The 17,067-nt window shown below is 73.8% G+C and carries 17 protein-coding genes and 1 pseudogene; 13 read left to right on the top strand and 5 right to left on the bottom strand.

The window, feature by feature from the left end:
- Positions 1–72: 72 nt before the first annotated feature.
- From LQ327_RS32655 to LQ327_RS32640, 4 genes are all read right to left on the bottom strand, one after another.
- Positions 73–1,023: a lysylphosphatidylglycerol synthase transmembrane domain-containing protein gene (locus LQ327_RS32655; protein ID WP_230740793.1), complete on the bottom strand. Its 951-nt coding sequence runs from the start codon at positions 1,021–1,023 to the stop codon at positions 73–75.
- 100 nt (positions 1,024–1,123) lie between these two features.
- A complete protein-coding gene (locus LQ327_RS32650) occupies positions 1,124–3,364 on the bottom strand; it encodes a bifunctional polysaccharide deacetylase/glycosyltransferase family 2 protein (RefSeq protein WP_308286416.1) in 2,241 nt (746 codons plus the stop codon).
- 1 nt (position 3,365) lies between these two features.
- Positions 3,366–4,304 (bottom strand): hypothetical protein, encoded by a 939-nt coding sequence (locus LQ327_RS32645; RefSeq protein WP_230740791.1) that lies wholly within the window; start codon positions 4,302–4,304, stop codon positions 3,366–3,368.
- A 160-nt stretch (positions 4,305–4,464) separates the two neighbouring features.
- The gene (locus LQ327_RS32640; protein ID WP_230740789.1) at positions 4,465–5,391 is read right to left on the bottom strand and encodes a DUF72 domain-containing protein; all 927 of its coding nucleotides are present in this window, start codon (positions 5,389–5,391) and stop codon (positions 4,465–4,467) included.
- A 27-nt stretch (positions 5,392–5,418) separates the two neighbouring features.
- Here LQ327_RS32640 and LQ327_RS35130 point away from each other — a divergent pair, with 27 nt between their 5' ends.
- Positions 5,419–7,290, top strand: coding sequence for an FUSC family protein (locus LQ327_RS35130; RefSeq protein WP_230740787.1), 1,872 nt, complete (start codon positions 5,419–5,421; stop codon positions 7,288–7,290).
- Here the strand turns inward: LQ327_RS35130 and LQ327_RS32630 are convergent.
- The gene (locus LQ327_RS32630) at positions 7,280–8,002 is read right to left on the bottom strand and encodes a DUF1345 domain-containing protein (protein ID WP_230740785.1); all 723 of its coding nucleotides are present in this window, start codon (positions 8,000–8,002) and stop codon (positions 7,280–7,282) included. The two genes, LQ327_RS35130 and LQ327_RS32630, sit on opposite strands and share 11 nt — an antisense overlap.
- 275 nt (positions 8,003–8,277) lie before the next feature.
- Here LQ327_RS32630 and LQ327_RS32625 point away from each other — a divergent pair, with 275 nt between their 5' ends.
- The 12 genes and pseudogenes from LQ327_RS32625 (at position 8,278) to LQ327_RS32565 (ending at position 17,063) form a co-directional block, all read left to right on the top strand.
- Positions 8,278–9,240, top strand: a complete 963-nt coding sequence (locus LQ327_RS32625) for a ParA family protein (RefSeq protein WP_230740783.1) — start codon at positions 8,278–8,280, stop codon at positions 9,238–9,240.
- Positions 9,240–9,944, top strand: coding sequence for a PadR family transcriptional regulator (locus LQ327_RS32620; protein ID WP_230740781.1), 705 nt, complete (start codon positions 9,240–9,242; stop codon positions 9,942–9,944). Before LQ327_RS32625 ends, LQ327_RS32620 begins: the two co-directional genes overlap by 1 nt.
- A gap of 726 nt (positions 9,945–10,670) precedes the next feature.
- Positions 10,671–11,654, top strand: coding sequence for a hypothetical protein (locus tag LQ327_RS32615; protein ID WP_230740779.1), 984 nt, complete (start codon positions 10,671–10,673; stop codon positions 11,652–11,654).
- A complete protein-coding gene (locus LQ327_RS32605) occupies positions 11,647–12,903 on the top strand; it encodes an SRPBCC family protein (RefSeq protein ID WP_269071420.1) in 1,257 nt (418 codons plus the stop codon). Before LQ327_RS32615 ends, LQ327_RS32605 begins: the two co-directional genes overlap by 8 nt.
- 69 nt (positions 12,904–12,972) lie before the next feature.
- Positions 12,973–13,365 carry a gas vesicle protein GvpJ gene (gene gvpJ, locus LQ327_RS32600; RefSeq protein ID WP_230740776.1) on the top strand — a complete coding sequence of 131 codons (393 nt, stop codon included), beginning with the start codon at positions 12,973–12,975 and terminating at the stop codon, positions 13,363–13,365.
- Positions 13,362–14,144, top strand: coding sequence for a GvpL/GvpF family gas vesicle protein (locus tag LQ327_RS32595; protein ID WP_230740774.1), 783 nt, complete (start codon positions 13,362–13,364; stop codon positions 14,142–14,144). Before gvpJ ends, LQ327_RS32595 begins: the two co-directional genes overlap by 4 nt.
- Position 14,145: 1 nt before the next feature.
- Positions 14,146–14,409: a gas vesicle protein GvpG gene (locus LQ327_RS32590; RefSeq protein ID WP_230740772.1), complete on the top strand. Its 264-nt coding sequence runs from the start codon at positions 14,146–14,148 to the stop codon at positions 14,407–14,409.
- Positions 14,406–15,122 (top strand): gas vesicle protein GvpO, encoded by a 717-nt coding sequence (locus LQ327_RS35125; RefSeq protein ID WP_230740770.1) that lies wholly within the window; start codon positions 14,406–14,408, stop codon positions 15,120–15,122. The genes LQ327_RS32590 and LQ327_RS35125 overlap by 4 nt, the downstream gene beginning before the upstream one ends.
- A 49-nt stretch (positions 15,123–15,171) precedes the next feature.
- A pseudogene (locus LQ327_RS32580) lies at positions 15,172–15,436 on the top strand (gas vesicle protein); the annotation flags it as partial.
- A 301-nt stretch (positions 15,437–15,737) separates the two neighbouring features.
- Positions 15,738–16,493, top strand: a complete 756-nt coding sequence (locus LQ327_RS32575) for a GvpL/GvpF family gas vesicle protein (protein ID WP_230740768.1) — start codon at positions 15,738–15,740, stop codon at positions 16,491–16,493.
- Positions 16,490–16,747 carry a gas vesicle protein gene (locus LQ327_RS32570; RefSeq protein WP_230740767.1) on the top strand — a complete coding sequence of 86 codons (258 nt, stop codon included), beginning with the start codon at positions 16,490–16,492 and terminating at the stop codon, positions 16,745–16,747. The genes LQ327_RS32575 and LQ327_RS32570 overlap by 4 nt, the downstream gene beginning before the upstream one ends.
- Positions 16,740–17,063 carry a gas vesicle protein K gene (locus LQ327_RS32565; protein ID WP_230740765.1) on the top strand — a complete coding sequence of 108 codons (324 nt, stop codon included), beginning with the start codon at positions 16,740–16,742 and terminating at the stop codon, positions 17,061–17,063. Before LQ327_RS32570 ends, LQ327_RS32565 begins: the two co-directional genes overlap by 8 nt.
- Positions 17,064–17,067: the final 4 nt, after the last annotated feature.

Raw genomic sequence — 17,067 nt, 5'->3', positions numbered from 1 at the left:
CGGGGCAGCGCCCGGGGAGGGCGGCACGCCTGCTCTCTCCCTGATCGACCGTAGGATGTGATGTTGCTCACGTCAAACGGCGACTCGCCGCAGCAGGAACACCCCCAGCCCGGGCAGCGTCGACACCAGCGCCAGCACCCCGAAGGCCACCGCGGTCGCCAGCCCGGTCGCCGCGCCGAGGCCGGCCAGTCCGAACGACACCGCCGTCGTCGCCTCCCGCGGCCCCCACCCGCCGACGTTCAGCGGCACGCCCATGGCCAGCAACGACAGCATCAGCAGCGGCGCGAGCTGCCCTGGCGACGCCTGCACCCCGACCGCGACCGCCGCCACCCCGAGCAGCGCGAGGTGCCCGGCCATCGCCGCGAGCGAGAGCCCCAGCACCGCGGGCCCGCGCCACCCCGCGAGCACCGCCTCCCGGGTCCCGACGACGAGTGCCGCCAGCCGCCGCCGCACCGGCGGCACCGCGAGGAGCCCGAGCAGCGCGACGACGACCGCCCCCGCCACCAGCCCGGCCGGACCGAGCCCGGCGAGCAGGCCCCGCACCGGGCTCGGGAGCCCGGCCAGCACCGCGACCCCGACCACCACCACGACCGTCTGCCCCGCCACCCGCTCGAGCACCACGGCCCGCACCCCGCGGCCCAGGTCGCCGCTGCGCCGCCCGTGGTCGACGGCCCGGTGCACGTCGCCGAGCACCCCGGCCGGCAGCACCGAGTTCAGGAACTGCGCGCGGTAGCAGTCCCCCACCGCCGCGGAGAACCCGATCGGCAGCCCCAGCCCCCGCGCGACCACGCACCACCGCGCCGCCGACGCCGCCGTCGTCGCCACCCCGAGCACCAGCGCGGCGAGCATCGCCGCCGGGGACACCGCGCGGACACCGTCGAGCACCGCCCCGGACCCCCACCGGACGACGACCGCGCCGACCACCGCCGCGCCGACCAGCAGTTTGAGCAGCCACCCCGGGCACCGTCGGGCGGGACCCGGTGACACCGGGGCCGCGGGAGCGGGACTGGCGAGGACGGCCATCGATCCGGGTCTCCAGGGGTGCAGCGCAGGTCACCGACATCCTCAGAACACGGACGGGACGCGCCGGCGGTTCACCCCCGGGCGCCGAACCCGCGCGGTGTCACCGCCGCGATGCTCCGGTGAGCCGATCCGCGGACCCCTCCTCGCCGCTCCGGGCCGTCGTCGCCAGGAGCGCGTCGAGGCCGCCCACGCGGCGCAGCTTCTGCCACCCGAGCCGGATGCCGCCGAGCGCGGTCACCGCCGAGCGGATCAGCACCGCGTACATCAGCTGGCGGTAGACGATCTGCTGCAGCGGGAGCAGCCAGAGCACCCGTACCCGCTCGCCCTCCAGCCGGAAGGCGATCACCGCGGCGGCGAGCTGGACCGCCAGCACCCCCGCCCACATCGCCAGCGTGGTCACCGGGTTCAGGAAGATCAGCCCGTAGCCCAGGAAGATGTCGACCAGCGGTGCCAGCAGCGGCAGCAGGATCTGGAACACCGCGAGGTGCGCCAGCCCGAAGCGTCCGAACCGGCCCGAGGCACCGCGGTCGAGCACCGCCCGACGGTGCTTCCACATCGCCTGCATGGTGCCGTAGCTCCACCGGTAGCGCTGGCGCCACAGCTGGGCGAGGGTCGCCGGCGCCTCGGTCCAGGCCCGCGCGGAGTCCTCGTAGACCACGCGCCACCCGGTGCGGCAGATCGCCATCGTCAGGTCGGTGTCCTCGGCGAGGGTGTCGTCGCTGACCCCGCCGACCTCGAGCAGCACGCCGCGCCGGAACGCGCCGATCGCGCCCGGGATCGTCGGCATGCAGCGCAGGACGTCGTAGACCCGGCGGTCGACGTTGAAGCCCATGACGTACTCGATGTGCTGCCACCGCGAGATCAACCCCCGACGGCTCGCGACCTTCGCGTTCCCCGCCACCGCACCGACGGTCGGGTCGGCGAACGGCCCGACGAGCCGCCCGATCGTCGCGGGCTCGAACACGGTGTCGCCGTCGATCATCACGATGAGCTCGTGGCGGGCGTGGGCGATGCCGGCGTTGAGCGCGCTCGGCTTGCCGCCGTTGGCCTGGCGCAGCACCCGCACGTTCGGCAGGCGCAGCCCGTCGACGATCTCGGCGGTCCCGTCGGTGCTGCCGTCGTCGACCACCAGGACCTCGACGGGATGCTCGCTCGCCACCAGGGAGCGCACGGTCGCGGCGATGTTCTCCTTCTCGTTGTAGGCGGGCACGATCACCGACACCGGCGCGCGGACGGGCGGTCCCCAGGAGAAGTCCGGCCGATGACGACGGCGGCGGTGCCGGCAGGCCACGACGAGCATCAGCACCAGCCGCACGACGACGAGCACGCCCACCACCAGCAGCAGCCACGCCAGGGTGTCGACGACGACCCCCGCGACCCCCACCAGCCCGAGGACCGTGCGGCCCATGAGGTGCGCGACGCCGGACACGGGTTGGTTGTCGGCCGGCAGCCCGACCGCGGCCTCGGGCGTGGTGAAGCGGTATCCCTGGGCCTGCAGCTGCGGGATCAGCCGGTCGAGCGCGGCGACCGTCTGCGACCGCTCGCCGCCCGCGTCGTGCAGCAGCACGATGCCGCCGGCGCCGGCCGGGGGCAGGGCGTTGCGGACGATCGCGTCAACGCCCGGGCGCTGCCAGTCGCGGCTGTCGACGTCGGAGAGCACGGTGACGTAGCCGTCCGCGCCCGCCTCGCGGAACGAGCGCAGCGCGTCGTTGTCGACCGCGTTCGGGCTCGACGAGTACGGCGGGCGCAGCAGGTAGCTGGACTCCCCGATCGCCCCGTCGAGCACCAGCTGGGTCTCGGCGAGCTCGCGGTCGAGCCGCATGCCCGAGACGGCGGCCAGGTCGGGGTGGGTGAAGGAGTGGATCCCGACCTCCGAACCCGCCGCCCGGATGTCGCGCAGCAGCCCCGGGTAGGTCGCCGCGCGGGAGCCGACGACGAAGAACGTCGCCGGCACGTGGTGGCGACGCAGCACCGAGAGGATCTCCGGGGTCCACGTCGGGTCGGGTCCGTCGTCGAACGTCAGCGCGACGGTCCTCGCCGGCATCGCGGCGCTGCGCGGCTGCGCTCCGCGGGTGTCGACGACGGGGCCGCCGTCGGTGACCGTCCGCGGCACCTCGTCCATGGCGGCCGCGCTCGGGACCGCCGCGGGCGGGTCGATCCCGACCTCGGAGCTCGCGAGCCCGTGCACCAGCAGCAGGCAGCTGAACATCAGCAGCGCCACGACCACGAGCAGGACGCCCGGGCGGGGGATCAGCCGGCGACGGGTCGCGGTGCGGGTCCGCGGGACGGTCGGGTGCGCGCGCCATCCGGCGCGCGCCGGGGCGGCGCGGTGTCGGGCCATGTCACACCGCGCCGGAGCCCGCGATCGGGCCGATCGTGAGCACATCGGAGGTGGCTGCGTCCATCAGCGGCCCGGGGGTGGTCGAGCCGGTCGTGGACGTCCCGGTCCCGGTGCCGCTCGTCCCCGTCGAGCCGGTGCCCGTCGCGCCGGTTCCCGTGGTTCCGGTGCCGGTGGTCCCGGTGCCGGTGCTCCCGGTTCCCGACGACGAGCCGGTGCCGGTCGCGCCGCCGCCGGTGGTCCCGGTTCCCGACGACGAGCCGGTGCCGGTCGTGCCCCTGCCGGTCGCGCCGCTCGACGAGCCGCTGCCGGCGGTACCGGTGCCGCCCGGGGCGGCGCCGCTCCCTGTCGTGGCGCTGCGTGGCGTGCCCGTCGTGGCGGCGGCCGGGGCGGCGGCGGGCCGGGCGACGGCCGGGGCGCTCGCCGGGGCCGGTCCGCCCGTCCGGGCCGTGCTCCGCGACGGACCGGCCGCCGCACCGGTCGCAGCGCGCCGCGCCGGCGAGGGCGCGGACCGCGACTGCCGCGCGGTGGGCGCGGTCGACGCCCGCTGCTGCAGGTCGACCAGCCGCGGGCCGGTCGTGGACACCGCGGCGGCCGTACGGACGGGCGTCGCCACGACAGGACCGACCGCGGCCGTCGGGGACGGGGCCACCGCCGACGGGGCCGCGACGGACGGGGCCGGAGCCGGCGCCGCGTCGTCGGCCCCGTCGGTACCCCCGCCGTCGTCGTCGGGCAGCGGTGTCGGCGTCAGCGCCGCACCGGCGATCGCGCCCAGCGCACCGGCGCTGGTCGTCATCGTGATCCCGAAGGCGGCCAGGTACACCGCGCACGCGGCAGCGCCCAGGTAGCCGAGGACTCCCAGCGTCCGGCGGCGCCGTCCGCTCACGTCGACGAACACCGGGCCACCACCGATCGGGCGCACCAACCGCGGTGCTGTCGTCATGGCGATCTCCTCGAGCCGGTTCCTGATCCGAGAGCCCCCTGCCCCGGATGGGCGAACCAGCGACGCCAGAGATGGTCACCTTCCGTGGTTCCAATCCGCCAACAACTTCACTCGTCCGAGTGAACAGCCGAAAAGATACCTACGGACGGGTGTATGGGTGTCACCGGTCCGTGGCGTGCTGTCCCAACCGCTCAGCCAGGCGGAGGGCGTCCCGCGGCGCATGGCCCGCCGCGTCGTTGTCGAAGTAGACGAGCACGTCGCGGCCCTCGGAGCGCTCCGGGGCGGGGTCGTCCGGGGCGATCGTCGCGGCCGTCACCGGGGACCGTCCGGCCGCCCACGCCCGGACCCGCGCGGCCCACTCGTCGAGCGCCGCGTCGTCGTAGGCGCCGCGGTAGAGCTCGGCCTGCCCGTGCAGCCGGACGTACACCGGGTCGGCGGTGACGTCGTCGAACCGCGGGAACTCGCCGGCGCCGTCGGAGACGACGAGCGACACGTCGTGCTCGCGCAGCAGCCTCACGGCCTCGGCGGTGCGGAAGCTCGGGTGGCGGGCCTCGAGGGCGTGGCGCACCGGGCGGTCGTCGTCGGCGACGGTCCACGGGTCCGGGACGCGGTCCGCGTACCCGGCGGCGAGCGCGGCCAGCTGCCCGGTGGTCCGCGGGAGCAGCCGGAGGAAGCCCCCGACCCGGTCGGCGTCCCATCCCAGGTTCGGCGGGAGCTGCCAGAGCACCGGCCCGAGCTTCGGGCCCAGCGCCAGCAGCCCGGACGCGACGAACCGGCCGAGGGCCTCCTCGACGTCGCGGAGCTTCTTCATGTGCGTGATGTAGCGGCTGCCCTTCACGGCGAACCGGAAGTGCTCCGGGGTCGCCGCGGCCCAGGTCCGGAACGAGGACGCGCGCTGCAGCGAGTAGAAGGTGCCGTTGACCTCGGCGGTGTCCATCCGCGTGCCCAGGTACTCGAGGCGCCGGCGCCGGGCCAGCCCGTCGGGGAAGAAGACCCCCTGCCACGAGTCGTAGGTCCAGCCCGAGGTCCCGACCCGCACCCGCCCCGGCCCGACCGGGTCGCCCGTCGTCGGGACCGCCTCGTCCATCGGGGATCGATGGTAGGTACTGGGGCCGTGACCGGCCGTCCGAGCGATCCGCGCGCCGCGGCCTGGCGGCGGTGGGCCCGGGACCTGCTCCGCGTGCGCCGGACCGGGTTCGACGGGGTGGACGCCGTCCGGGCGGGCACGTGCGCGGGCGTCGTCGTCCTGATCGGCTGGTGGTTCGGCAACGTCGCCGCGGGTCTGACGGCGAGCATCGGCGCGTTCACCGCCCTCTTCGGCGCCGGACGGCCGTACCGGTCGCGGGCCGTGCAGCTCGCGCTCATCGCGGTCGCGCTCGCGGCCGTGGTGATGCTCGGCGCGTGGTCGGAGTCCTCGCGGTGGGTCGCCGTCGTGGTCGTGGCAGCGGTCGCGGTGGTGGCGACGTGGCTGTGCCAGGCCTGCGATACCGGCCCTCCCGGCGCGTACATGATCGTCCTCGCGGCGGCGACCGCGTCGAGCATCACGGGGGCGGACACCGAGGTCTGGCGCCTGGGACTGCTGGTCCTGGCGGGCGGGGCGCTCTCGTGGCTCGCGCACATGCTCGGCGTCGTCGGCGGGCTGCGGCGTCCGGAGAAGGCCACGGTCAGGGCGGGCGGCGCCGCGGTGGGGCGACTGCTCGACGCCGTCGGGTGCGAGGACCACGCGGCCGCGCGGGACGCCGCGGCACGGGCGATGCACCGCTGCTGGGTGGTGCTCGGCGGCCGGCGGGTGACCGATCGCGCGGACGGGACGGCGGTCCGGCTGCGCTCGGTGGCGCTCGGCATCCACGGGGTCATGGCGGAGGCGATCCGGGCCCATGACGAGGGCCGTCCGCCGGGCCGGGACGCCGGGGACCGGCTCCGCGCCTGGCTCGCCGCGGTGAATGACCCCGCGGCGCTGCCCGACGGCCCCGGCGCGCGGGTCGGCGCGGTGCCGTGGGGCGGTCCGGGCGCCGCGGCCGCGGCCCGGGAGATGCTCGCCGCCGGGTCGCCCTGGCGCCCGGTCCTCGTGCGGGTGGGGCTGGCGGCGCTGGTCGCGGGCGCCGTCGGCTCGGTCGTCGGGCTCGATCACGCCTACTGGGCCGTCGCGTCGGCGGTGCTCGTGCTGTGCCAGGGCCTGGGCTGGGCGGGGACGCTGGAGCGGGCGGTCCTGCGGCTCCTCGGGACGTGGGTCGGTCTCCTGCTGGCCGCCGTCCTGCTCTCGGCGCAGCCCGCGGGGGTGTGGCTGGCGGTGACCGTGGCCGCGCTGCAGTGCGCGGTCCAGCTGGCGGTGCCGCGCAACTACGGGCTCGGCGTCGTGGTCATCACGCCCCTCGCGCTGACGATCGGCAGCGCCGGCCACCCCGCCGACCTCGGCGCGCTGCTGCTCGCCCGCGGCGTCGACACCGCGGTGGGCTGCGCGATCGGGGTGCTGGTCTTCCTGGCGGTCCGGCCCGGCGCGACGGTGAGCGCGCCCGCCGTCCTGGTGGCGGGGACGCTGCGCGACGCCGCCCGGGTGGTCCCGCACCTCGTCGACCGGAGCACCACGAGCGACGACGCCCGCCGGGCGCGCAGCGACCTCAACCAGCACCTGCTGGCGCTCGCCGACGCCCACCAGGTCGGCGACCTGGCCGCCCCGGTCCGACGGACCCGCGACGCGACGATCTGGTGGCCGGCCCTCGACGAGGCGCGCCGCGTGGGCCATCAGGTGCTCGCGGCGTGCTGGTCGCAGGAGGCGGCGCCGTCCGGCGGGCCGCCGTCGGTGTCCGCCTCGCGGGCGACGGCGATCGGCTCCGAGATGGCCTCGCTCGCCGCGCTGGCCGATCCCGCCGGCACGTCCGACGGACCGGGTCGCGACGCCGCCGGCGCCGCGGAGGAGCCGGGCTTCCTCGTCCCCGAGCTCGCGGCGCTGCGGACGGCGCTGCCGGTCGGGCCGGTCAGTGGATGAGGAACGACGCCAGCAGCGCGACGATCACCGAGTTGTAGGCGAAGGTCAGCAGGGTGTGGACGTTCACCACGCGGCGCATCCGCGGCGTCGTGATGTTGACGTCGGTGGCGCCGAACGTGGTGGCCACGGCGACCGAGAAGTACCGGTAGTCCGCGAACGTGTGGGTCCGGGTGCCGGGGAACTCCAGCCCGGGTTCGGCCAGGTCCTTCTGCGCGTAGTGCAGCGCGTAGCTGACCACCGCGAGGCACCAGGAGCACAACAGGATGCTGATGGTGACCGGGATGAGCACCAGGTCACGGACCTCGATGGCGTTCACGTGCGGCAGGACGAGCACCACCGCGAACGCCACCAGCGCTGCCTCGATGGCGAACGTCGGGCCGTCGCCGCCCGGGGTGAGCCGGCGCATCGTCCAGCCGCGTGACGCGGAGCGCCGCCGGATCCGGGCCGCGAAGTCCTCGGGGTCGGCCGAGCGGAACACGCGCAGCGTCATCACCACGTAGATGACGACGAACAGGTTCCAGCCGGTCAGGCCGAGGACGAGGCGCGTGGCCGTCGCGTTGAGCCCGGGGTCGAGCTGCCCCAGGACCAGCCCGACCACGACGGGGACGGCGACGGCGACCGTGGTGGCGATCAGCGCGCGCCGGCCGTCGGAGCAGAGCGCGGGCACGGTGCGGTCGAGGGGTGCGACGGCCGGCTCGTCGGCGCGCTGCATGATCTTCTCCCCCGGGACCCGTGTGACTCTTGGTCACTGTGCCCAGGGCCGGGCTTGATCATCAATCACCTGGAAGGTGTAACGGCACTCCGGGGCGATTCGCCGACGCCGTGGGTGGACCGGTCGTCCCGCGACCGGACGCGCTCGGTCTGCCGACTGTTCGGGCGAGCCACTGATCGGCCGTCGGCAGGCACCTGGCGGCGCCCGGCCCAACTCGGGCCCGCGCCGGTGCGTCCTCCTTGTGCGGGGCGCCGCCCCGTGGTCACCCTCCGCTCATGGTGGAACGCGACGGGGTCCCCGGCGGGTCGGACAACGCTCTGGCCCGCGTGATCGCGATGGTCAACGACAAGGGTGGGGTCGGGAAGACCTCGATCGTCGCGAACCTGGCCGGGCAGCTCGCCGCGGCCGACTACCGCTGTCTGGTGATCGACCTCAACCGTCAGGCCAACCTCGCGGACGATCTCGGCTACCGCGACGGCGACGCGGACGACCGTGGCGCGGGCCTGGTGCTGAGCATCCTCACGGAGACCCCGGTGGTGCCCGTGCTCCGCGTCCGGGACGGCCTCGACGTGGTGCCCGGCGGCGCCCGCCTTGCCGACCTGGTCCCGCTGATGGTGGCTCGGATGCAGGAGCGCGGCCGGGAGGCCCTCGACGTCCTGGCCGACGTCCTGGCGCCGACGGCGGACCCCTACGACATCGTCTTCATCGACTGCCCGCCGGAGTCGCCGATCCTCACCGATCTCGCCCTGACCGCCGCGCGCTGGGTGGTGATGCCGACGAAGTCCGACGTCGGAGGCCTCGTGGGGATGCGACTCGTCGCCGAGCGCTTCTCGTTGGCCCGGGAGCGCAATCCGGAGCTGCGGCTCCTCGGAGCAGTGCTCTTCGGGACCGGCACCCGCTCGAGGCGCGTCCACGCCGAGGTGCGCGGCGCCGTGGCGGGCGCTTTCGGCGGGAGCTCACCGATGTTCGCGACGGCCATCCGGCACGCCGAGCGCAGCGCCCAGGACGCCCGGCGTCTCGGCAAGCTCGCCCACGAACTCGAGCTCGAGGTGGCGGCCCAGCCCGCCTGGTGGGCATCGCTGCGCGACGGGACGGCCACGGCGCCGCGGGTGTCGCCGACCGCCGCCGGGGTCGCGGGCGACTACCGCGATCTCGGCGTCGAGCTGCTGGCCCTGCTGCGGGACGCCGAGGAGACGGTCGCGGTGCCGGCCCCCCGCCGCAACGTGGAGGTCGTGTGATGGCCCAGGATCTCAACGAGGCCTTCGGGGGCTCCGCGACGGCGAGCCTGCGCGGGCTCCTGCCGCGCCGGGAGGCCGGGGCACCGGAACAGACCGCGACACCCGAGCACGAGACGCCCGGGCCCGCGGCCCGCGCGAGCAGCCCCGCGCCGTCTCCCGGAGGTGCCGCATCTCCCGGGGGAGACGCGCCTCCCCGGGACGCCGCAACTCCGCGGGACGCCGCAACTCCGCGGGACGCCGCAACTCCGCGGGACGCCGCAACTCCGCGGGACGCCGCAACTCCGCGGGACGCCGCAACTCCCCGCCAGGTTCCGGCTCCCCGCAAGCGGCCGCGGACCGTCCGCCCGACGCCCGCCTCGTCCACGAACCGGCGGTGGGGCGTCGCCCGGGTCGCGTCCCGGGACCACGTCGACCTCCTCGTCCTGCTGGCACTGCGCCAGGGACCGGCCGACGGACGGGGTCTGATCACCCGTCTGCGCGAGACGAGCGGCGGGGCGCTCGACGCGCCGGAGCGGACGGTCCACGCGACGCTGCACCGCCTCGCCCGCAACCGGCTGCTCGCGCGACGGCCCGATCACGGGTCGGGTCGCCACCTCTATGCGCTGACCGCGGCCGGCGAACGAGCGGCCCGCGCACGCCTGCGCGAGTGGCACGCACTGACCCGCGCCACGGACGCCGTCGCCGGGGCCGACCCCACGTCCTGACTCCCGCGTTTCCGGACGGTGGCCGCCGCTGCTCGAGGGAGTCGCCACAAGGCGATCAGTTCTTCGTCGCCCCCGGCAGCCACACCCTGATCACCCGAAGGACCCGACCGGCAGCGCCGCCCGACGATCACGGCTGTCCGCGTCACCCGTCGTTGCCGGACGCCGGCCGCGTCGGCACCGAACCAGCCGCGCGTGCGCCGTGGTCCTACCGGGGGTGCCGGCCGCGCCACCCAGAGTTACGCCGTATGCCACGTTTGGTTCGGCGCGGCATCAACGCACGATCTCGTCAGCAGTTGACGACAGCAACATTCCCTCCATTTCTGTATCATCGGATCTCGGGCTCAGAATTCGACTCCCCGAGCCCGGGCGACTGATCGTCTTTCGCTGGGTGAGACATGCTCCTGCGTGTCGCCGCCGCGAGTAGGCCATCTGGCGCTGTGTGCGTCGGAGCAGCGTGATGTCGTTCGACAGGACGCCCCTTTCCGCCGTTCAGCAGGACGATGGTCCGAACAGTCCAGACGAATAATTGATCGTCTCGGGCTAGTTCCACCGCCATTCTCGACAGGTAGTGTCCGGCACCACAGCGAAGCGGCCTGTAGTTCGCCGCACACGGACGGTCAACGGACGACGAGCACCGAGAAGCGTCGTGACGATCGCGAATCGTCACCGACGAGTAGGCGCCGGGAATTGTCTGCGGACCGGATGCCCGGGTACGGGAAGGATCTCATGGACGGCGGAAAGATCGCTCTGGCGATCATCGGCGGTTACCTGTTGGGCCGCACCAAGAAGATGAAATTCGCGATCATGCTCGGCGGGGCCCTCATGGGGAAGAAGCTCCCCACCGATCCCGCGCAGCTGCTCAAGCTGGCCGGCGGGCTCGTCGACAAGTCCCCGGAGCTCCAGCGCCTCGACACCGCGGTGCGCGGCCGGCTGATGGAAGCCGGCAAGGACGCGGCGCTCGCCGTCGCGAGCTCGCGGATGGAAGCGCTGACCGACAACCTCGTCAACCGCGTGGAGACCCTCGGCAAGCCGGCCGAGAACGTCACCGCGGCCGCGGGACAGGCCGCCGGGCAGGCGGCGGGTGCGGCGGGCGACACCGTCGGCCAGGCCGGCGGAGCGGTCGGCGATGCGGCGGGCGTCGCGGGCTCGGCCGTCGGTGGTGCCGCAGGCGGCGCCGGCCGGGCGGCCTCCGGGCTCACCCGGAAGGGTCGCGGGCGGCGCAAGGCCCAGGAGGAGCCCGCCGAGGAGCCCGAGGACGACCTCGCCGACGACGCTCCCGAGGACCTCGAGGACGCCGAGGACGCCGACGACGCGCCGGTGGACGACTCCGAGGACGACGGGGCCGAGGACGGCGGCGGATCGTCGTCGCGGTCCGGCGGATCGTCGTCGCGGTCCGGCGGATCGTCGTCGCGGTCCGGCGGGTCGTCGAGGTCGGGCTCGGGCGCCGACGGCGGCGAGCGCCGGCAGAGCCGCTCCGGGTCGGGCTCCACGCGGACCTCGTCGGGCACGAGGTCCGGCTCCGGTTCGGGCGGGTCCTCGCGGTCCGGCTCGGGCAGCTCCTCGGGGTCGGCGAAGAAGTCGTCGGCCTCGACGAAGTCCGGATCGGGCAGCTCCGGCGGGGCGCGCTCCACGAACGGCGACGCTTCGGGTCGCAGCAGCAGTTCGGGTCGCTCGACCCGTCGGACCGCGGCGGCGAAGAGCAATGACTGAGACCGAGCAGCAGGACAGAGCAGCCACCAACGGGCACGCCCCGGACGCGGGGTCCGACGGCATCGAGACGCCCTCACTGCCGACCGACCGGCTCAAGCAGGCCGCCCAGCTGTTGCTCAAGGCGCTCAGCGACAAGGCCGTCGGCGCTGCGGTGAACCAGGTCGAGGGGCTGACCGGCAAGCTCTCCGATGTCGCGGAGTCCGGCGGTGTCGGCCTCACGAGCGCCTTCGGCGGCGGGGACGACGAGGGCGGCGGTGGCGGCGGCATCGGCGGCGCGTTGAAGGCAGGCGCGTCCGCGGTGAAGGACAAGGTCACGGGAGCGCTGGGCATGGGCGGCGGTGACGACGACGAGGACCCCGACGGCAGCGGCGGGGGTGGCGGCGGCGGGAGTGGCAGCGGTCGCGGCAAGTTCAAGTTCATGAACATCTTCGAGGCGCAGGACGTCGGCGTCCCGATCCGCGTCGCGTACGACCAGTGGACCCAGTTCGCCGACTTCCCGAGCTTCATGAAGAAGCTCGAGAGCGTCAACCAGGAAGCCGACGAGAAGTCGACCTGGACCGCGAAGGTGTTCTGGTCGCGACGGTCGTGGACCACGACGATCCGCGAGCAGGTCCCGGACAGCCACATCATCTGGGTGTCGTCGGGCGCGAAGGGTCGCGCCGACGGGATCGTGTCCTTCCACGAGCTCGCGCCGAACATGACCCGCATCATCCTGATCCTGGAGTACTACCCCCAGGGATTCATGGAGAAGACCGGGAACATCTGGCGGGCCGTCGGCCGGCGCGCACGGCTGGAGTTCAAGCATTTCTGCCGTCACGTCATGATGGACACCCTCATCAATCGCGAGGAACTCGAGGGCTGGCGCGGCGAGATTCGAGACAGCGAGGTCGTGAAGACCCACGAGGAAGCGATGGAGGAGGAGCAGGCCGCCGCGGAGGCGTCCGAGGACGACGAATTCGACGACGAGGACATCGACGACGAGTTCTCCGACGACGAGGGCGCGCCTGCGGACGACGACGAATTCGTGGCCGAGGACGTGGAGCCCGAGGACGACCTCGAGGACGACGACATCGAGGACCGCGACGACGACGCCGAGTTCGAGGACGCCGAGGACGCCGAGTTCGATGACGAGGACCTCGACGACGGCTTCGACGACGAGGACGACGACCTCCCTCAGGACGAGGACGAGGGCGACGACCCCGACGAGCCCGAACGCCCGCGGCGCCGCCGTCAGCGGACCCCGGCCTGACCGATCGCCCTGCGTCGGACCCGACCGCGGGTCGGGTCCGACGCGGGCGCCCGAAGGAAGCGAGCCAATGTGACCGTCAGTCAACGCCAGGGAGGCGGAGGCGTCCAGAAAGCCCCTCAGGGGGGCCTCGCCGAGGTGCTCGACCTGATCCTCGACAAGGGCCTGGTCATCGACGTCTTCGTGAAGGTGTCCCTCGTCGGGATCGAACTCATCACCATCGACGCCCGCATCGTCGTCGCCAGTGTCGACACCTATCTGCGGTTCGCCGAGGCCACCAACCGGCTCGACCTGCACCAGAAGGGCGGGAAGGACCTCGGCGAGTTCATGGGTGGCCTGACCGAGAACGTCACGCAGGGCGGGGCGAAGGGCAAGACCAAGGGCATGCTCGACGCGGGCAAGGAGAAGTGGGACGAGATCCGCGGCGGCGACGAGCAACCGACCCGACGCGGGAGGCGCTCATGAGCGGGGAGACGGGCACCGTCGCGTCCTACGTCTACGGGATCATCCCGGCCGGCGCGCGCATCCCGGAGGGGCTCACGCCGATCCCCGGCGGTGACGACGACGGCGGCCTCGGCCTGGTCACCGTCGGTGAGTTGGCCGCGGTGGTCAGCGACGTGGCGACGAGCCGGCCGCTCGGGACCCGCAAGGACCTCATGGCCCACGAGACCGTGCTCAACGCGATCGCCCAGTCCTCGCCGGTCCTGCCGATGCGCTTCGGCGCGGTGGTGACCGACGACGACGCCGTCGCCGACGAGCTGCTCACGCCCCACCAGGACTACTTCACCAAGGCGCTCGGGCAGATGGAGGGCCTGGTCGAGTTCTCCCTGCGCGGCGAGTACGACCAGACCGCGGTCCTGACGCGGATCGTCGAGGACAACCCGGAGATCCAGCAGCTGCGGGAGCGGATCGCCGGCGTCGACGAGGACGCGTCGTACTACGACCGGATCAAGCTCGGCGAGGCCATCTCGCAGTCGATGGACCGGTTGAAGGAGGTCGACGCCGACGCCGTGCTCGACGCGCTCGAGCGCTACGCCGTCGCCACCGTGGTGAAGGAGCCCGGCGGCGAGAACGGCGCCGTGCACGTGGCGTTCCTCGTCCGCAGCGATCACCGCAGCGACTTCGAGCGGGCCGTCGACGACCTCGGGGACGCGTGGAGCGGGCGCGTGGACCTGCGCCTCATCGGCCCGACGGCGGCGTTCGACTTCCTTCCCGAGTACGACCCGCCCGAGGGTCAGAGCTGAGGTGGGGTTCTTCACCGAGCTGCTCCTGCTGCCCCTCGCCCCGGTCCGCGGGGTCTCGTGGGTCGCGGCCCAGATCCAGGACCAGGTCGACTACCGGCTCAACGACCCGGGGGTGATCCGCGCCCAGATCGACGAGCTCGACGCGGCGTTCGACCGCGAGGAGATCACCGAGGCAGAGCGGGACGAGCAGCAGGAGGTGCTGCTGCGCCGTCTCGTCGGCGGACCCGCGGCGGACGCCGACCCGGAACCCGAGGGTCCGGCGTGAGCGACGAGGACCGTCCCGCACCCCGGCGCCGGACCCGCGAGGAGGCGGAGGAGCGGCCCCGCCGGTCGTCCTCGTCCGGCGGTACGACGAGCAGGACCACGGGGTCGGGCACCGGGAACCGGAGGCGGTCGGCGAAGAAGTCGGCGTCGTCGGAGCAGGAACGGCCCCGTCGTCGTCGATCCGCCGAGCAGACCGAGGGTGACGCCCCGGCAGAGCAGGAACGGCCCCGTCGTCGTCGATCCGCCGAGCAGACCGAGGGGGACGCGCCGACGCGTCGCGAGCGCCCCCCGCGGTCCCGCGACGACGGCGACCAGGAGCGGCCCCGTCGTCGGGCCCGGCCTTCGGAACCGGAAGAGAGGCCGGACGACGAGCCGCCGGAGGCGGACGAGGCACCGGACGAGACGACCGGCGAGGAGGAGGTCGACGAGCCGGAACCCGAACCGGCGCCACCGAAGAAGATCCCGGCCCGCAAGGTCGCCCGCTGGGCGGCCGAGCAGGTGGAGGAGATGACCGGCAAGCAGAGCGAGAGCGTCACGTCGGTCCGCAAGACCGACGACGGCTGGTACGTCGGGCTCGAGGTGGTCGAGAGCCACCGGATCCCGGACTCGACCGACGTCCTGGCCACCTACGAGGCCGAGATGGACGCCGACGGCGAGCTCCTGAGCTACCGCCGCGTCAAGCGCTACACCCGCGGCCGGGGTGACGACGAGTGAGACCGAGGAGGGGACGCGCATGACCGAGCCGACACGCTGGACGGGTCAGATGCCGTCCACCCGGGCGCAGCAGCAGCCCGCCGGGGACGGCACGAACCTCGCGGACATCCTCGAACGCGTGCTCGACAAGGGCATCGTCATCGCGGGCGACGTCCAGATCAACCTCCTCGACATCGAGCTGCTGACCATCAAGCTGCGGCTCGTCGTCGCCTCGGTCGACCGCGCCAAGGAGATGGGGATCGACTGGTGGGAGCGCGACCCCACGCTCTCCGCCGGCCACCGCGAGCTCGAGGATGAGAACCGACGGCTCCGCGAACGGCTCGAGGCGCTCGAGAACGGCCACGTCGGCTCGCGGAAGAGCGCGCTCGGGGCCGGCGAGGAGACCACGGACGACGACGGCGACGCTGACGACGACGGCCCGGACAGGGACGTCGAGGACGTCGACGAGAACGACGTGGACGACGCCGAGTTCGACGACGAGGACCAGCCGGACGACGAGGGCGACGACGCCCAGTTCGAGGACGAGGTCGACGACGAGGTTGACGACGAGCCGGAACCCGAGCCCGAACCCCGCCGGCGTTCCTCGACCGGCACCCGGACCCGGAAGCGGCGCTCATGAACGGCAGCGCGACCTATGTCTACGCCGTGGCCCGCGCCATCGATCGCGCGGCGGTGGCCGGCGTGACCGGCATCGACGGCGCCCCGGTCCGGCTCGTGCCGGGCGCGACCCTCGTCGCCGTGGTCAGCGACGTCGATCGGGGCGAGTTCGAGGAGCGCGCCCTCGAGGAGCACCGCGAGGACCTCGCGTGGCTGACGACGACGGCCCGGACCCATCACCAGGTCGTCGACGCCGTCGGGCGGGAGAACGTGATCGCCCCACTGGCCCTCGCCACGGTCTACTTCGGCGACGACCGGGTCCGCGAGGTGCTCGACCGGAGCCGGGGAGCGTTCCAGCACGTGCTCGACCACGTGGCCGGCCGGTCCGAGTGGGGCGTCAAGGCCTACGCGCGCCGTCGCTCCCGGGCCTCGGGTGAGGACGGCCGGCCCCGGTCGGGCGCCGAGTACCTGCGCCGGCGTCGGCGGGAGCTGCGCGAGCGCGACGACGGTGTCGAGGAGGCGGTGCTCGCGGCGGAAGAGGTGCACGAGGCCCTCGGTGGCCTCGCCGCCGACGTCCGCCGGCACCGACTCCAGGACTCCGCGCTCACCGGCGACCCGGACCAGATGGTGCTCAACGGCGCCTACCTCGTCCCGGACCGCGCCTCGGCCGAGTTCACGACGCTGGTCGGCGCGTTCGCCGACCACTCCTCGATCCGGGTCGAGCTGACCGGCCCGTGGGTGCCGTACTCGTTCTCGCAGGTGAGGACGTCGTGACCGCCGACCACGAACTCCAGCCGCGCTCGACCTCGCTGTTCGGGGACCAGGAGGTCGCGCTCGTCGACCTGCTCGACCGTCTGCTCGCCGGCGGCGTCGTGCTCACCGGCGATCTCACGATCTCGCTGGCCGGCGTCGACCTGGTACGCATCTCGCTGCGGGCTCTGATCACCTCGATCGCCCCCGTCGAGCGCACCGTCCCGCTGCAGGCCCGGGCGGAACGTCAGTCGCAGATCGGGGCCGGCGATGACTGAGTCCGGGACCAACGGGGAGACTCCCCCACCCGCCGGTTCCGGCCGGCGGGTGGAGATCGACAAGGACGCCGTCCGGCGGGACCTCATGAAACTGGTCCTCACGATCGTCGAGCTGTTGCGACAACTGATGGAGCGTCAAGCCATCCGGCGCGTCGACCAGGGCGATCTCACCGAGGCCGAGGAAGAGGACCTCGGCACGTCATTGTTGCTGTTGCAGGAAGCGATGGACGAACTGACCGAACAGTTCGGCCTCACCGCCGAGGATCTCAACATCGATCTGGGCCCGCTCGGGCCGTTGTTGCCGCGACACCGCTGAACCG

Origin of the sequence: Actinomycetospora endophytica (assembly GCF_021026375.1) — a bacterium.
Taxonomy (GTDB): Bacteria; Actinomycetota; Actinomycetes; order Mycobacteriales; family Pseudonocardiaceae; genus Actinomycetospora; species Actinomycetospora endophytica.
Note: the sequence above shows the minus strand (reverse complement) of the source record. Positions and strands in the feature narration are given on the sequence as shown.

Excerpts from the sequence above, each read along its gene's own strand:
- LQ327_RS32595 (WP_230740774.1), top strand. The coding sequence starts at position 13,362 with ATGAGCGGGGAGACGGGCACCGTCGCGTCCTACGTCTACGGGATCATC.
- LQ327_RS32575 (WP_230740768.1), top strand. The coding sequence starts at position 15,738 with ATGAACGGCAGCGCGACCTATGTCTACGCCGTGGCCCGCGCCATCGAT.
- LQ327_RS32625 (WP_230740783.1), top strand. The coding sequence starts at position 8,278 with ATGGTGGAACGCGACGGGGTCCCCGGCGGGTCGGACAACGCTCTGGCC.
- LQ327_RS32620 (WP_230740781.1), top strand. The coding sequence starts at position 9,240 with ATGGCCCAGGATCTCAACGAGGCCTTCGGGGGCTCCGCGACGGCGAGC.
- LQ327_RS32605 (WP_269071420.1), top strand. The coding sequence starts at position 11,647 with ATGACTGAGACCGAGCAGCAGGACAGAGCAGCCACCAACGGGCACGCC.
- LQ327_RS32655 (WP_230740793.1), bottom strand. The coding sequence starts at position 1,023 with ATGGCCGTCCTCGCCAGTCCCGCTCCCGCGGCCCCGGTGTCACCGGGT.
- LQ327_RS32630 (WP_230740785.1), bottom strand. The coding sequence starts at position 8,002 with ATGCAGCGCGCCGACGAGCCGGCCGTCGCACCCCTCGACCGCACCGTG.
- LQ327_RS32565 (WP_230740765.1), top strand. The coding sequence starts at position 16,740 with ATGACTGAGTCCGGGACCAACGGGGAGACTCCCCCACCCGCCGGTTCC.
- LQ327_RS32645 (WP_230740791.1), bottom strand. The coding sequence starts at position 4,304 with ATGACGACAGCACCGCGGTTGGTGCGCCCGATCGGTGGTGGCCCGGTG.
- LQ327_RS32640 (WP_230740789.1), bottom strand. The coding sequence starts at position 5,391 with ATGGACGAGGCGGTCCCGACGACGGGCGACCCGGTCGGGCCGGGGCGG.
- LQ327_RS32650 (WP_308286416.1), bottom strand. The coding sequence starts at position 3,364 with ATGGCCCGACACCGCGCCGCCCCGGCGCGCGCCGGATGGCGCGCGCAC.
- LQ327_RS32615 (WP_230740779.1), top strand. The coding sequence starts at position 10,671 with ATGGACGGCGGAAAGATCGCTCTGGCGATCATCGGCGGTTACCTGTTG.